This is a genomic window from Ideonella paludis, assembly GCF_018069865.1.
GTDB lineage: Bacteria > Pseudomonadota > Gammaproteobacteria > Burkholderiales > Burkholderiaceae_C > Ideonella > Ideonella paludis.
Genome location: NZ_JAGQDG010000003.1, coordinates 174,418 through 188,656, shown reverse-complemented (window position 1 = coordinate 188,656; position 14,239 = coordinate 174,418). Strand labels below are relative to the sequence as shown.

8 protein-coding genes are annotated in these 14,239 nt (G+C 66.2%); 5 read left to right on the top strand and 3 right to left on the bottom strand.

The features are described 5' to 3' along the window. The 5 genes from gspE (at position 1) to KAK11_RS08610 (ending at position 4,985) form a co-directional block, all read left to right on the top strand. Complete coding sequence (gene gspE / locus KAK11_RS08630) at positions 1 to 1,434, top strand: type II secretion system ATPase GspE (RefSeq protein WP_210808307.1); 1,434 nt, start codon at positions 1 to 3, stop codon at positions 1,432 to 1,434. Positions 1,435 to 1,437: 3 nt separating this feature from the next. Continuing rightward, positions 1,438 to 1,707 carry a DUF2164 domain-containing protein gene (locus KAK11_RS08625; protein WP_210808305.1) on the top strand — a complete coding sequence of 90 codons (270 nt, stop codon included), beginning with the start codon at positions 1,438 to 1,440 and terminating at the stop codon, positions 1,705 to 1,707. Between the two features lie 6 nt (positions 1,708 to 1,713). After that, positions 1,714 to 2,928 carry a type II secretion system inner membrane protein GspF gene (gene gspF, locus KAK11_RS08620; protein ID WP_210808303.1) on the top strand — a complete coding sequence of 405 codons (1,215 nt, stop codon included), beginning with the start codon at positions 1,714 to 1,716 and terminating at the stop codon, positions 2,926 to 2,928. A 164-nt stretch (positions 2,929 to 3,092) separates the two neighbouring features. Continuing rightward, positions 3,093 to 4,286: an SGNH/GDSL hydrolase family protein gene (locus KAK11_RS08615; protein ID WP_210808301.1), complete on the top strand. Its 1,194-nt coding sequence runs from the start codon at positions 3,093 to 3,095 to the stop codon at positions 4,284 to 4,286. A gap of 24 nt (positions 4,287 to 4,310) precedes the next feature. After that, positions 4,311 to 4,985, top strand: a complete 675-nt coding sequence (locus tag KAK11_RS08610) for an OmpW/AlkL family protein (RefSeq protein WP_210808299.1) — start codon at positions 4,311 to 4,313, stop codon at positions 4,983 to 4,985. A gap of 90 nt (positions 4,986 to 5,075) precedes the next feature. Here KAK11_RS08610 and pbpC read toward each other — a convergent pair whose 3' ends face one another. Genes pbpC through KAK11_RS08595 form a run of 3 tightly spaced genes read right to left on the bottom strand, consistent with a single transcriptional unit; the run spans position 5,076 to position 14,043 of the window. Then, a complete protein-coding gene (gene pbpC, locus KAK11_RS08605) occupies positions 5,076 to 7,463 on the bottom strand; it encodes a penicillin-binding protein 1C (RefSeq protein ID WP_210808297.1) in 2,388 nt (795 codons plus the stop codon). A 4-nt stretch (positions 7,464 to 7,467) separates the two neighbouring features. Further along, complete coding sequence (locus KAK11_RS08600; protein WP_210808295.1) at positions 7,468 to 8,076, bottom strand: PH domain-containing protein; 609 nt, start codon at positions 8,074 to 8,076, stop codon at positions 7,468 to 7,470. A 42-nt stretch (positions 8,077 to 8,118) separates the two neighbouring features. Then, a complete protein-coding gene (locus KAK11_RS08595) occupies positions 8,119 to 14,043 on the bottom strand; it encodes an alpha-2-macroglobulin family protein (RefSeq protein WP_210808293.1) in 5,925 nt (1,974 codons plus the stop codon). Positions 14,044 to 14,239: the final 196 nt, after the last annotated feature.

The following is a 14,239-nucleotide window of genomic DNA, read 5'->3' as shown; positions in this document are numbered from 1 at the left end:
ATGGCAGCGCGTCACCCCTTGCCTTATGGCTTTGCCAAGGCCAACACCTTGCTGCTGGAAGACGACGGCCAGCAACTGGTGCTGCGCCTGACCGACAGCACCCCGCGCAGCGCGCTGGGCGAGGTCATGCGGCTCTATGCCGTGGACCGCTTTGAGAGCGAAGACAGCGCGGTGCTGACCGAGCGCATCTCTCGCGTCTATGCCGGCGGTGAGGCCAGTGCCGCCGCCGTGGTGGGCGAGGTGGAGAGCGCGGTCGATCTCTCACGCATGATGCAAGAGCTGCCGGCCGTCGAAGACCTGCTGGAAGCGGCGGACGATGCGCCCATCATCCGCATGCTCAATGCGCTGCTGACCCAAGCCGCCAAAGACGGCGCCAGCGACATTCACATCGAGCCCTATGAGCGCAGCTCCAGCGTGCGCTTTCGGGTGGACGGCACGCTGCGCGAAGTGGTGCAGCCCAACCGTGCCCTGCATGCCGCGCTGATCAGCCGCCTGAAGATCATGGCCGAGCTGGACATCTCTGAAAAGCGCCTGCCTCAAGACGGCCGTATCTCGCTGCGCATCGGGGGCCGCGCCATCGATGTGCGGGTCTCCACCCTGCCTTCGGCCCACGGCGAGCGGGCGGTGCTGCGCTTGCTCGATAAGAGCGAGTCCCGCTTCACCCTGGAAGGCTTAGGCATGGACGGCGAGGTGCTCAAGGCCTTTGACCGCCTGGTGCAGCAGCCGCACGGCATTGTGTTGGTCACCGGCCCGACGGGCTCGGGCAAGACCACCACGCTTTATGCGTCGCTGGGCCGCCTGGATACCTCCACCACCAATGTGCTGACGGTGGAAGACCCGGTGGAATATGAGCTGCCGGGCATCAGCCAAACCCAGGTCAATGCCAAGATCGACCTGACTTTTGCCAAGGCCCTGCGCGCCTTTTTGCGCCAGGACCCGGACGTGATCATGGTTGGCGAAATCCGCGACGGCGAGACCGCGCAGATCGCCATCCAGGCCTCGCTGACCGGCCACTTGGTGTTGGCCACGGTGCACACCAATGACGCGCCCTCCACCGTCGCGCGCTTGATCGACATGGGTGTGGAGCCCTTCTTGCTCTCCAGCTCGCTGCTGGGCGTGCTGGCTCAGCGCTTGGTGCGCAAGCTCTGCAAGCACTGCAAGCGCCGGGGCGAAGACCTGGACGGCCGCCCGCGCTGGCATGCCGTGGGCTGCCCCGAGTGCAGCCATACGGGCTACAAAGGCCGTACCGGCGTTTATGAGCTGATGACGGTGACGGAGGAAGTGCAGAACCTCATTCACAGCCGCGCCAGTGACGCCGAGATCGTCGCCGCTGCCGAGCGGGGCGGTTTGCGCTCGATGCGGGCTGACGGCGAGCGCTTGGTCGCCGAAGGCATCACCTCCTTGGAAGAAGTGCTGCGGGTCACCCGCGAGTGATGTATGGCCATCGAGCTTCACAAGCAGGCCCGGCAACAGGCCATCGAATCGATCCAGCGCTACTTTGAAGCGCACATGGACGAGCCCATCGGCAATGTCGCCGCAGGCGGCTTGCTGGGTTTTTTCTTGCAGGAGATTGGCCCCGCCATCTACAACCAAGGGGTGGCCGACGCCCAAGAGCGCCTGCAGGCGCGGGTGGCCGAGTTGGACATCGAGGTCCACGAAGATGAGTTCACTTACTGGGCAGCGCAGCAACGCGCCGCCAAGCGCTAAGCTGCCATGCCCGCCTTCAAATACGACGCGCTAGACGCTGCAGGCAAGTCCAAGACTGGCTTGGTGGATGCCGACCATGCCAAGGCCGCGCGCGCCCAAGTGCGGGCCTTGGGGCTGGTGCCCCTGGAAGTCACCCCCGTGGCCCAGGCCGACGCCAGCAGTGGGCAGATGCAGTTCAAGCGCCGGGCCTTTTCCGCCTCGGGCCTGACGGTGTGGACGCGGCAGTTGGCCGGTTTGGTGGGCTCAGGCCTGCCGCTGGAGCGTGCCCTGACCGCGCTGGCTGACGAGGCGGAGGAGCCGCGCCAGCGCGAGCTGGTGGCGCACCTCAAAAGCGAGGTCAATGCCGGCAGCCCGTTTGCGCGCGCGCTGGCCACAGCGCCCAAAGAGTTTGACGATGTCTACCGCGCGGTGGTGGCGGCGGGCGAGCAAAGCGGCGCCCTGGGCGCCGTGTTGGAGCGCCTGGCCGACGACTTGGAAGAGCGCCAAGCCCTGAAGGCCAAGCTGATGGGCGCCATGCTTTATCCGGCCATCGTCTCCTTGATCGCCATCGTCATCGTCACGTTCTTGGTCACCTATGTCGTGCCACAGGTGGCCAGCGTATTCAGCAACGGCAAACGTGCCCTGCCCGGCCTGACAGTGGCGATGCTGGCGTTGAGCGCGTTTGTGCGCAGCTATGGCTGGCTGGTGCTGGTGATGCTCACCCTGGGCAGCGTGGGCTTGAGCGTGGCGCTCAAACGCGAGGCCTTCCGCCAGCGCTTTGATGCCGGCATGTTGACCCTGCCCCTGATTGGCCGTTTAGCGCGGGGCTACAACGCCGCTCGCTTTGCCGGCACCTTGGCCATGTTGGCCAGTGCCGGTGTGCCGATTTTGAAAGCGCTGCAGGCGGCAGCCGAGACGCTGTCCAACCGCGCCATGCGGGCCGACGCGATGGACGCCTTGGTGCAGGTGCGCGAAGGTGCCCCCTTGGCCTCCGCCCTGGCCGCCAAGAAGCGCTTTCCGGGCCTTTTGGCCATGTTCGCCCGCCTGGGCGAACAAACGGGGCAATTGCCCGTCATGCTCGACCGTGCGGCCCGCCAGCTCGGTGGTGAAGTGCAGCGCCGCGCCTTGGCGGTGGCCACCATCTTGGAGCCGCTGCTGATCGTGGTGATGGGCGTGGTCGTGATGCTGATCGTGCTGGCCGTGCTTTTGCCCATTATTCAACTCAACACCTGGGTCAAGTAAGCCGATAGCGCGGCGTCGTCAAGACGCCGCCTCGGTGGTGTTGGAGAGTTGCCTCTACATCAGGGTTTGTCCATGCGACGGCAAGGGTGCTTTGCACCTACAGTGATGGCTGTTTAATCGAACGGTCGTGCTATTTGGCGCGCCCATGCCTTCTAGGAGCTCCCATGATCCTGAACCGACCCGGACACATCGCGCTGGCCACCTTGGCGCTGGCTGCCATCCTCTCGGCCTGCGGTGGCGGCGGTGCCGACACCACCCCCCGCGCGCCCGTCAGCAGCCTCAAGGTCATGGGCGACAGCCTGGCCGACGTGGGCACGTTTGGCATCAAATTCACCATCCAGGGCAATGACACCTACCCTGAGCGCGTGGCCCAGACCTATGGGCTGAGCAAGGGTTGCAGCTTCTTCAAATTCACGGGCACCACCTTTGTGCCCAACACAACTCCGGGCTGCACCAACTATGCCGTTGGCGGCGGCGTGATCAACCCCGTTGGCTCGGGCCTGAGCACGGCGGATCCTCGCGGCCTGCCCGTGCAAATGGCCACAGCCACGGCTGCTGGCAATTTCGGCGCCAATGACCTGTTGCTGATCGACGGCGGGGGCAATGACGCAGCAACCTTGGTCGGGGCCTATCTGGCCGCCGGCAAAGACGGTGGTGTGGCCTACACCACGGTGCTGGGCACGGTGTTGACCCCGGAACAGGTTGCGGCAGCCGTGGCAGGTGGCTCTGCAGGCCTGGCAAGTGCGGGGACGACCTACATGACCGCTTTGGCCGACAACTTCTATAACTTGATCAAAACGGGTGCACTCGACAAAGGTGCACAGCGCGTCGCCCTGTTGAACATGCCGGGCATCACCAACACGCCGCGCTTCCAGTTGGTGCTGGACAGCGTCGCCGCGGCCACCACCGCTGCAGCCAAGGCCGGTGGAGCCACAGACGCAGATGCCGCCGCGGCTGGCGCCGCCGCGCGTGCCTCCAGCGAAACCTTGTTCAAAGGCTGGGTGTCCGCCTTCAATGCCCGCCTCGCCAGCAAGTTTGCAGGTGACACACGTGTGGCCGTGGTGGATTTCTACACCGAGTTCAATAACCAGATCGCGACCCCAGCCCAGTTCGCGCTGACCAACGTGAAGACTCCGGCTTGCCCCGCCACGGGAGTGGGCACCGATGGCCTGCCGACCTACGACTTCTTGACCTGCACCGACGCTTCTCTGGCCGCTAAGCCGCCTGCAGGGTCAAGCAACAACCCTGACTGGTACAAGACCTACGCCTTCTCGGACGGCTTCCATCCGACCCCTTACGGCCATCAACTCTTGGCCCAACTCATCTCCCGCACGCTGGCCCAAGCCGGCTGGCTCTGAAGCCCAACCGAAGGAGTTTCATTCATGGGAACACGACTCAAGCTTTCCGTTGTGGCTGCGGCCGCTCTGCTGTCTGCCACGGCCGCACAGGCCCAGTACGCGGGCACGTTGATGGCCCGCATTGGCGCGACACAAATCAGCCCCGACGTCACCAGCGGTGACCTCAGCGCCCCGGCCTTTGCGGGCACCAAGGCCGACATCAAGTCTGATGTGCAGCCCACGGGCGGCGTGACCTGGATGTGGAGCGACAACGTCTCCGTGGACATCCCCCTGGCCCTGGGCTTTACCCACGAGATCGTGGGCGACGGCGCCATTGCGGGCGTGGGCAAAATTGGCGAGGTCAAGGCCTTGCCCATGACCTTGCTGATGCAATATCGCTTTGGCGATGCCCGCAGCATGGTGCGCCCTTACATCGGCTTTGGCCCGACCTACGCCAAGTTCTACAAGGCGCGTAGCACCGCCGCCTTGAGCGCCTTGACCGGCGGCACGCCGACCACCCCGACGACCCTGAGCGTGGAGTCCAAGTGGGCCGCCACGGTGCAGCTGGGCGTCAGCGTGGCGATCAACAGCAAGTGGTCGGTGGATGCTGCGGTGCTCAAGACCAAGCTGAGCACACGCACCACCTTGTCCACCGGCCAAACCCTGGATGCCAAGCTGGACCCCACCTCCTTCACCGTCGGTGTGAGCTACGCTTACTGAGCCCTCGAAGTGATTCAGCGCTTCGACGCTTGAGAGGCACACAGCCCGCGCTTCCGCCCGAAGCGCGGGCTTTTTTGTGGCCCCGCAGCCTTAGGCCTTCTTGGCTATCTTCGCGCCCGGTTTGAGCGTCGCACCGCGCACCTCAAACCTGAGGCTTTGAATCTCCCGCCCATCGGCCGCGCGCAACGCCAAGTGATGCCGCCCTGGCCACGGCGCCCACGCCAGCGTGGGCTGGGCAGCCGTGGTGCGGCCCAGACGTTGCCCATTGAGCCACCACTCACCGGGCTCGCCGTCCAAGACGATGCGCTGCACCTCCGGGGGCATGTCCGGGTCCAGCGCATAGATGCTGCCGCCCACCGGGCTCTTGATGCCGAAGCGCGGTGCGGCGGCGCCGCTGCGCGCAGCGGCCTGGCTGCTCAGGGCCGCCACCCCCTCAGGCTCTGAGCCCGGTAGGAACCACTCGCTGCGCAGCGCTTGGCCGGGCTGTTGCACCGCCACTTGGACCAAGCCGCCGGGCGGCGCAGGCGGCATCGACGGCTGGCCCTCGTGCAAGCGCTGCACCAGCGCATGCCAAATGGGGGCCGCGCCCGTCGTGCCACTGACCCGCTGCATGGGCGTGCCCCGTGCATTGCCCACCCACACGCCCACGGTGTAGTGGCTGGTAAAGCCGATGCACCAGTTGTCGCGCATGTCTTTGCTGGTGCCGGTCTTCACCGCCGCAAAGCCCCGCGTAACCAAGGGGCTGTCGAGGCCAAAGGTTGGCGCGCGGGCGGCGTTGTCGGCCAGCATGTCCCCCAGCATGAAGGCCACCTCGGGGCTGAAGACGGCTTGGGGCGCGGGCACTGGCACCCGGGTCTTTGGGGTCGCAGCGGCCTGCGCCGTCCACGGCGACCAACGGCCCTGCTGCGCCAAGCTGCGGTAGGCATTGCTCAAGTCCATCAGGCTGACTTCGGCGCTGCCCAGCGCCAGCGCATAGCCATGAAAGCCACCGCTGTGACTGATCTTGAGGCCTGCGGCATTGAGCTTGTCGAACAAGGCATCGGGCCCCACCATTGCGCCCACCTGCACCGCCGGGATGTTGAGGCTGCTGGCCAAGGCCTCGCGCACCGGCACCCAACCACGATAACGGTGGTTGTAGTTCTGCGGCAGATAGAGCCCCGCCCCCGCTGCCAACTGAGTGGGGGCGTCGTGCAGCAAACTGGCCGGGGTGATGAGCCGCCGCTCCAGCGCCAGGCCATAGACAAAGGGTTTGAGGGTGGAGCCTGGTTGGCGGCGTGCCAAGGCCGCGTCCACGTCCGGTGCACCGGCGGCCAACTTGGCGGCCCCGCTGCCGCTCAGCGGCGCTTGGCTCAGCAAGCCCGGGGAGCCCACCCAGGCGCGCACTTCACCCGTGGCGTTGTCCAGCACCACCACCGCACCGTCGGTGACCTGGCGCTGCTGCAATTCTCCCAATTGGTCGCGCAGCGCCCGCAGCGCCAAGCGCTGAATGCGCGCGTCCAAGGTGCTGGAAATCTGCGCCGGCCAGGCCTGGGCCAAAGCGCCCACTGTCGTGTCGGCCAAGGCTTGGTCCTCTGAGGCCACCGTGCTTTGGCCGCCGGGCTTGGCCCGCTGCTGCGCCACGGTTTGCGCCCACAGCCAGCGGGCCGCGTGCGGCGCGACCTGCTCACCCAGTGGCTTAACACCCGGACGCGCAAAGGCATTGGCCGCCAACAGCGGCAAGCCCTGGCAACGCGGGTCTTGCAAGGCTTGGGCGGCGGGCTGTTCCGCCTGGCCCGCCAGGGAACGCAGCAGGCCACAAGCCCGCGCAGAGACTCGCTCAGCATTGGCGTTAGGTGCGCGAACCAGGGCCGCCAAAATCGCCCCCTCTTGCGCATCCAAACCGCTGGGGTGCTTGCCAAACAGCGTTTGCGAGGCCGCGGCCACGCCCACCATCTCGCCACGCATCGGCACCAGGTTGAGATACGCCTCCAAGATCTCGCTCTTGCGCCAGCGCGCCTCAAGATCGCGCGCCGCCGACATCTGCGAGACCTTGCCCAGCACCGAGCGCCCACCCGCAGGCCGTGCCAGGTCCGCATCCAACAAGCCCGCCAACTGCATGGTCAGCGTCGAGCCGCCTTGGGTGCGCTGGTTCAGAGTGTTTTGCCAGGCACTACGGGCCAGGCCCGTCCAATCAACCCCGCTGTGCTGCCAAAAGCGCTTGTCTTCGCCATGCACCAGGGCCGCCATCAGCGCGGGCGACACCTCGGTCAGCGGCACCCACCCCAAGCGACGTGCGCTGCCATCCACCCGCACGGTTTGCAGCACCACGCCGTGGCGGTCCAGCACCGGCAGGTCGGAGGGCCGCCAGGCTTGGCGCACGGCGTGGAAACTGGGCACCCCCGCCTGCACGGCCGGCAGCAAGGCCGCGCCCAGGAGCACAGCCAGCAGGCCACGGCGCCATGCCGCAGGCGCGCTCAGGACAGGCCGCCCCAGGAACATGGGTTCAAGCGTGGATGTACTTGACGAACACGTCACCAAAGTCGCGCTTGGTGTAGCTGACAAGCACCGCTGTGTTCAGCGTTTTCAACACGTCCAGGAACTGGGCGGACACCGCCTCCGGGCTGGCCACTTGGTTGATCTTGTACAGCGAAGCCACGGCCTCCAGCGCCAAGGGCGCGTTGTCACGGCAGAGGGCATCGGCGCGCTGGCGCTTGCCAATGCTGATCAGGGCTTTGTAGATGTCTTTGAGTTGCTCGATGAAGGTCTTGCGCACATCGATGCTGAAGACTTCGCCACCGATGCTGAACTTCAACTCCACGTCCATGTCGATGGTGCCGGCGGTCTCCAGCGTCACGTGCTCGATCTGCTCGGTGGCGTAGTCGTAGCGCTTGATGGAGCGCTTGGAAGACACGGCTGAATCGCCATCCACATGGATCAGCGCCAAGTTGGTGAAGCAGTATTCATCTTTCTTGGACTTGATGAGGAAGAAGATCTTTTCACCGTCCTCATGAAAGAGGTAGTCGTCGGCATCGACGCTGCCGAAGTCTTTGGGCTCGACGATGACGCCGATGTCGCTCAGGCCCAGGGCCTCGGAGGCAATTCGTTTGAACATGAGAGATTCACTCCTTGATGGGTTGAGTGTGTGGAGGCCGCCTTACGGGGCCACCTTGAAAACAGGGTTGGGCCGCTCGGCAAAGCTGTCGGGCGCATACATGCCCTCGATGCGGGTGGGCGGCAGGTTGAAGCTGCCACTTTGGTTCAGGCGCACGGTGTACTCCACCACATGCTGGCCTTGCGGCAGCCATTGCCAGACGCCGCGCCAAGCGTCGGCGCCGCGCTCCACATAGGTGGGCGTCCAGCCTTCCGCCTTTTTGCCTTCGCCTTGCGTCGCGATCTGGCTGTCGCCGCCCAGACCACTGCCCAGCGCGGTGGCGCCGGTGGGGATGGGGTCGCTCAGTGCGGCCCAGGCCATGTCGGCGCGGGCGTTGATCGTCAGGCGCACGCGCATCACATCGCCCTTGCTCCATTGCCCAGGGGTCTTTTGGTTGACCACTTCCACGCTGCGCTGCAGGCTGTAGCCGGCCTCCAGCGGGGCTTTGAGGGGCACGGCGGCCAGCGTCTGCACGGTGAGCCACGGCTTGCCCGTGCCTTGCTGCTGCGCCTGCAGAGCCGCAGAGCTGGTGGCCGGCCAGGGCAGCAGTTGGGTGCTGCCCTTGGGCTCGGCGGCCCAGTCCACCGTCTTGCTGCTGGGGCCCAGCGTCAGCACGGTGCTGCCCGTCACGGGGCTGCGTTCATAGAGGCTGCTGAAGCGGCGCATGGCCAGCGTGCCCCAGGCATTGGCGGTGGTAGTCAGCCAGGCCCCGCGCTGCTGGCGGCCCAGCGCCCCCAGCACCAAGCGCGGCATGTCCGCCTGCCAGTCTGGCTGGTCGGCAAAGGCCAGCACCAAGCGGTTGGCATTGCTGTCTGGGCTGTCCATGAGCCACCACCAGTAGTCGCTGCCTTCGGTGGTGAAGCGCAGAGACATGCCGCTGACGTCCAAGCGGCTGCGCAGCAGGTTGCTGGCTTCTTGCAAGAGGCGAGCGCGTTCCGGGATGGTGCCCACGCGGCGCAGCACCAAGGCCCAATCGATCAGCGCCGCCGTAGGCCACTGGGCCGGGTTGATCTGCAAAGACCCCAGGTGTTTGGCCTGAGCCCGGCCGTGGCGCGACAGCGCCTCCAGCGCAGCCAGCTTGCGCACATCCAGATCGGCCTTGGGCGTGTTGAAGCGGCGCTCCAGCCGGCCCTCCACAAAGGCCTGCAGGCCGTCCAACATGCGGTGGCGTGCGGCGTCAGGCAGGGGCCAGGCGCTCTCGTCGGACAGCGCCAGCAGATAGGCCGTCAGGCGGTCACTGCCGCCCGATGCATCGCTGCTGCTGGGCGGGTAGTAGTGGGCCAGGCCGTCGATGTCCAAGTAGCCGGGCAGGTCGGCCATCACCGCCGTCCAGGCGGCTTTGTCCGCCAAGCCCACCGCGCGTGAGCTGCGCTGCTCTAAGCAGGTGTAGGGGTACTGCTCAAAGAAGCGGCGCACGCCGGGCATGGCGCCCGCCAATGTGGGCTGCAGGCTGGCTTGCACACCGCCGCGCTTGGGCGGATTGGGCTGATCGCTCACCCCCAGCGCATCGGCTGGTGCGGCCACGGCCACACTGGTGGGTGCGGCCGCTTGCACCTGCTGGATGCTGGCCGACCAGATGCGCAAGGGCACCGCGGGCAACAGGGTTTGGGTCACCGCCAGTTGGTCTTTGGCTGAGCCTTGGCTGTCGCGGGCACTGCCCACCCAGCGCACGCTGGCGGGCCCTTGCGCAACCGTGGGCAGGGTCACCGGCCACGTCACTTCCACAGCCGCTCCAGCAGCCAAGCTCACCGTCTTGGCGGGCAGGGCCAGCGGCTCGCCGCCACTCACCTCGCCGCGCAGCGTGGCTTCAACCGTCATGGCCTTGGCCGTGGTGTTGCGCAGGGTGAAGCCGGCATCGAACTGGTCCCCTTCACGCCCCACCAAAGGCAGGCCCGCCAGCATCTGCAGGTCTTGGCTGACGCTGATGGTGGTGTGGCCGGTGCCAAACACATCGTGCAGGGTTTCGCCGCCGCGCTTGACCGCCGCGTCGGCCACCGCGACCAAACGGAACTTGGTGAGCGAATCATTGAGGGGGACTTCCAACTGCGCTTGGCCGTTGGCGTCCAAGCTCACGTCGGCCCGCCACAGCAGCAGGGTGTCGAAGAGCTCGCGCGTCGGGTTGCGCCCGCCGCCACCGCCCGCCGGCACGGCCTTCTTGCCATAGTGGCGCCGCCCAATGATCTCGCCTTGCGCGGTGGAGGTCTCCACCCCCCAGCCGCGCGGCTGCATCATGGCGTCCAGCAAATTCCAAGAGTCATTGGCTTTGAGCGCCAGCAGGCTCTCGTCCACCGCTGCAAAGGCCACGCTGGCGCCTGCTGCGGGCTGGCCACCGCGCGTGACTCGCACCGTGACCTTGGCTTTGTCGCGCACCGCGTAGCTGGCCTTGTCGGCCGTCACGCTGACGTTCAGCTCATGCTCGGCCAAGCCGATGCGCAGCGCCGCAACGCCCAGCTTGAAGCTGGGCTTGGAGAGGTCCACCATGGCCGTCGGCGCTTGGTAGTCCACGCCTTCATGGCGCCAAGCCTGCCACCACTCACTGGGCGACTGCCAGCCCCAGGTGAAGAAGGAATACCAGGGCACATCACGGACCCGGCCGCGCAGCACCATCACACTGACATAGACATTCGGCGCCCAGCTCTGCTCGCCCGCCGCTTTAGGAATAGGCAGCTCAATGATGGGCTTGTCGCCGCGCAATTGAACGATGCGGGTGTCCAAAATGCCTTCGCGCTCGATGGAGACGAGCGCCGTGGCCTCGCGGTGGGGCATGCGCACTTGCAGGCGGGCGGTTTGGCCCGGCTGCAGTTCCGCCTGCTCGGCCAACACGTCGATGCGGTCGTCGTTGTCTTGGGCAAACCAGTTGTCGCCCTGGCCCGTCAGCCAAATGGACAAACCAGCCTTGGCCACACGCTTGGCCTCGTCCTTGGCTTCGACCACGAGCTGGATCTCACCGGGCTCTTGGCCCAGGTCGGCATCACACGCGGCCAAGCCCTTCTCATCGGTCTTGGCCTCGCAGACCACGCCGAGGTCTTTGCTGTTCTCGTGGTGCTCGTAGGCATAGAAGCCGCCCACCAAGCGCTTGCGCGTGGAGACCATCTTCATCAGCTTGGCCCGCACTTGCACAGCCTGGCCCGCCAGGGGCTTGCCATCGGTGCCCAGAGCCACGGCTTGCAGCGCGGTGGAGCCGCCTTTGGTGACCCAACTGCGCGAGCGCAAACCCACCACCACACTGCTGGGCCACAGGGCCACGGTCTGGCGCACGGTTTGCACCTCACCGTTCGGGTCGTTGAAGCTGACCTCGGTCAGCAGTTCGGCCGGGCGCTCGGTCTTGGGCAGGTTCTTGATCTGCACTCGTGCCGCACCGTTCGCATCGGTGCTCAGTGCTTGATGGGCCAGCAGAATGCGTGAACCGTCGTCATGCTCGGGTGTCTCGCCGCTGTCATCATCCATCTCCTCGCCGACACGGCCGGCACGGGGCAAGTCAAAGCTGAAGTCGCCATAGCCCGCAAAGCTGGGGCTGCGGTCTTTCAACAAAGCAGACACCGTGGTGCGAGCCTGGGCCATCACGCCGCCGGCAAAGACATTGAGCTGCAGCTCCAGCGCGGTCTCGCTGACCGCCACCTGTGCAGCCTTGGGCCCGCTCAAGCGCGCATCAATGACCGGCAGGCGGAAGGCCTCGATGCGGAACTGCCCCGATGACCAACGCTCATGGCCAGAGGCCAGGGCCACGTCATAGACCCCCAGCTTGGCCGTGGCCGGAATGGCCCACTGCCCCGCAGCATGGCCTTTGCCGGCAGGCCAGCTCAACGGCAGCTCGGTTTCTTCGCCGCTGCCAGCGTGGGTCAGGATCACCTTGGTGGGCGCGCCCACGGCTGGGGGCAGCTTCAGGCCGCGCGCGGTCTGCTGGCGCAGGTAGTGCTTCATATGCACCGTCTCGCCGACACGGAACAGGCTGCGGTCCATCACGGTATGGGCCACGGTGTCGGGCGTGGCGCCCGAGGCCAAGGGCTGATTGAAGCGCCAGGGGTCGATGCCACCCATCCAGTCGCTGAAGGTGAAGGCCATGTCGGGCCGGCCGGCAGCGTCCGGCGCACGCGCGCTAACAAACCAAGCCTGGCGCACCAAGCATTGCTCATGCTGGTCGTTATCAAAACCGCGCGGAATGCGGGCCAGGCCCTTGTCGTCTGTCTTGCCAGACCACACTTCTTTGCCTCGGCAGTCGCTGACGGCCACCGCCGCACCGGCCACCGGCTTGGCGCGGTCCAGCGTGGTGACCCAGACCAGGGAGTTCTCGCGCCCTCGCTTGAAGTGCACACCCAGGTTGGTGACCAGCGCACCGGTGCGCACAAACATCGGTGCCGGGTTGGCCAGCAAGGCCTTGCCCAGCAGGCGCGACTCCACCTCCACCAGGTGATAGCCCGGCTGGGGCAGCGGGATGCCCAGCACTTCGAATGGCCTGACTTGATCCGGCTTGCCGTCCAGCATCGGCAGCTTGGCCGTTTGCACCCCCGGCTCGCTGAGCAGCAGGCTGGCTTCGCGGGTGCCAATGTCGCGCTCGCGGCGCACTTTCTTCTCGCGGCCTTGGCCGTCGGTGACGGTCTCCATCACCGTCCATTGGTCGGCCGGCCAACCCGCCTCTTTGGCGGTGATGGTGCTTTCGTGAAAGCGGTTGACCCGGCCCAGCCAGCGCAGGATTTCAAAGTCTGACGCCGCAGCGTCAATGCGCTTGATACGCACCTGGCCCGAGCCCGTCAGCCCACTCAAGTCGGACTGCACATGGCGCACCGTCACCGGCAGCATCGCGATCTCGCCGCCCTTTTGGTCAGACTCCAAAATGCCAAAGGGCGCTGCAGCAAACTTGGCCAGCGGGGGCATGGCGCCAGTGCCCGTGTCCAGCGGAAAGCTCGCGGCGTTGGCCAAGGGGCGGCCGGACTGGTCCTTCAGCCCGCTGGGCATCACAACCTTGAGTTTGGCATTCACCGGCAGCGGTGCAGCAAAGCTCACTTCGGTGACGGTCTCGGCGTCGCCATCTTTGTCCAGCTGGGCCTTGAGCGCTGAGCCCCCTTGCACCTCCACGCTCAGCTTGGCCGCCAAGTCACGCGGCACCGGGCTGCTGAAGCGCACCCGCAAGGGGCGCAGTGGCATGCAAGGCGCTTGGGCCCGCTCGCGCTCGCAAGAGAACTCGGCCTCAAAGCGCTCGCGCACCGTCCATTCAAAGCGCTGGACGGTTTTGGTGGCCACCGTGCCTTGGGTGCCCACAATGCCAGCGCCCCAGACCAGGCGCACCTTGGCCTCAGCCGCAAATGGGCGCTGACAGGCCAAGAGCAGCACGCGGTCAGCCTGCCCTTGCAAGCGATAGCGCTTGATCAACTCATCGCGCGGCGCCCCGCTCATGCTCTTGACGCTCAGGCGCTCGCCCAAGCCATCCACTTCGCACCAGGCGTTCTTGGCCAAGCTCGCGGGCTGAACGGGGCCGGTGAGCTGCACCAAGAAGTGTTGCTCTTCCTCGATGCGCGCCCAGGGCGAGGGCCAGGTGTTGGCCACCGACGGGCCACTGGTGCTGAAGCTGTGTGTGACGGCCGTTGGGGCCGTTGCGCCACTCAGGCTGGGCGTCCAGCCGGGGGCCAAGGCCACCTCGCAGCGCTGGCCGGCGGCCAAGGGCTGGGGCAGGTCCAACACCCACTCTTTGCCCGCCAGCCAGCGGGAGTTGCCCTCCACCAGCTTGCCCTCACAGCGCAGCACGGCGGGAGCCGGCAGACGCGGGTCACCTTGAGGCACCACATCGGTGTCAAAACGCCAGCGAATCTGCTTGACCACCGGCGTTTCACCCTGGGGCGTCATCGTTGTGACTTTGGCGGCCAGCGCCGTCAGCGGCAAGGCCGCACCCAACATTCCCCCCACCAGCCACACCCAGCGCGCTGCTTTTGTCATCGTTGTGCTCCTCAATTGGGGTGGGAGTGTAGAAGGCCTCTGTTTCGCCTTGATGCCACGGCGCGACGCGCGGTGTGCGATCTTGCAGATGCTGGCGCTTCTCCCCCTAATTCCACAGTTTGGGTGTCGGTGTTTTTGCTGGAATAGAACGGAGGCCGCTAAAGTTCAGCGTAGGCCTTGATGTTCTGGATGGAGG

Bases quoted from the DNA above. Each gene is read 5' to 3' on its own strand.
- gspE (WP_210808307.1), top strand. From the start codon at position 1: ATGGCAGCGCGTCACCCCTTGCCTTATGGCTTTGCCAAGGCCAACACC.
- KAK11_RS08625 (WP_210808305.1), top strand. From the start codon at position 1,438: ATGGCCATCGAGCTTCACAAGCAGGCCCGGCAACAGGCCATCGAATCG.
- gspF (WP_210808303.1), top strand. From the start codon at position 1,714: ATGCCCGCCTTCAAATACGACGCGCTAGACGCTGCAGGCAAGTCCAAG.
- KAK11_RS08615 (WP_210808301.1), top strand. From the start codon at position 3,093: ATGATCCTGAACCGACCCGGACACATCGCGCTGGCCACCTTGGCGCTG.
- KAK11_RS08610 (WP_210808299.1), top strand. From the start codon at position 4,311: ATGGGAACACGACTCAAGCTTTCCGTTGTGGCTGCGGCCGCTCTGCTG.
- pbpC (WP_210808297.1), bottom strand. From the start codon at position 7,463: ATGTTCCTGGGGCGGCCTGTCCTGAGCGCGCCTGCGGCATGGCGCCGT.
- KAK11_RS08600 (WP_210808295.1), bottom strand. From the start codon at position 8,076: ATGTTCAAACGAATTGCCTCCGAGGCCCTGGGCCTGAGCGACATCGGC.
- KAK11_RS08595 (WP_210808293.1), bottom strand. From the start codon at position 14,043: ATGACAAAAGCAGCGCGCTGGGTGTGGCTGGTGGGGGGAATGTTGGGT.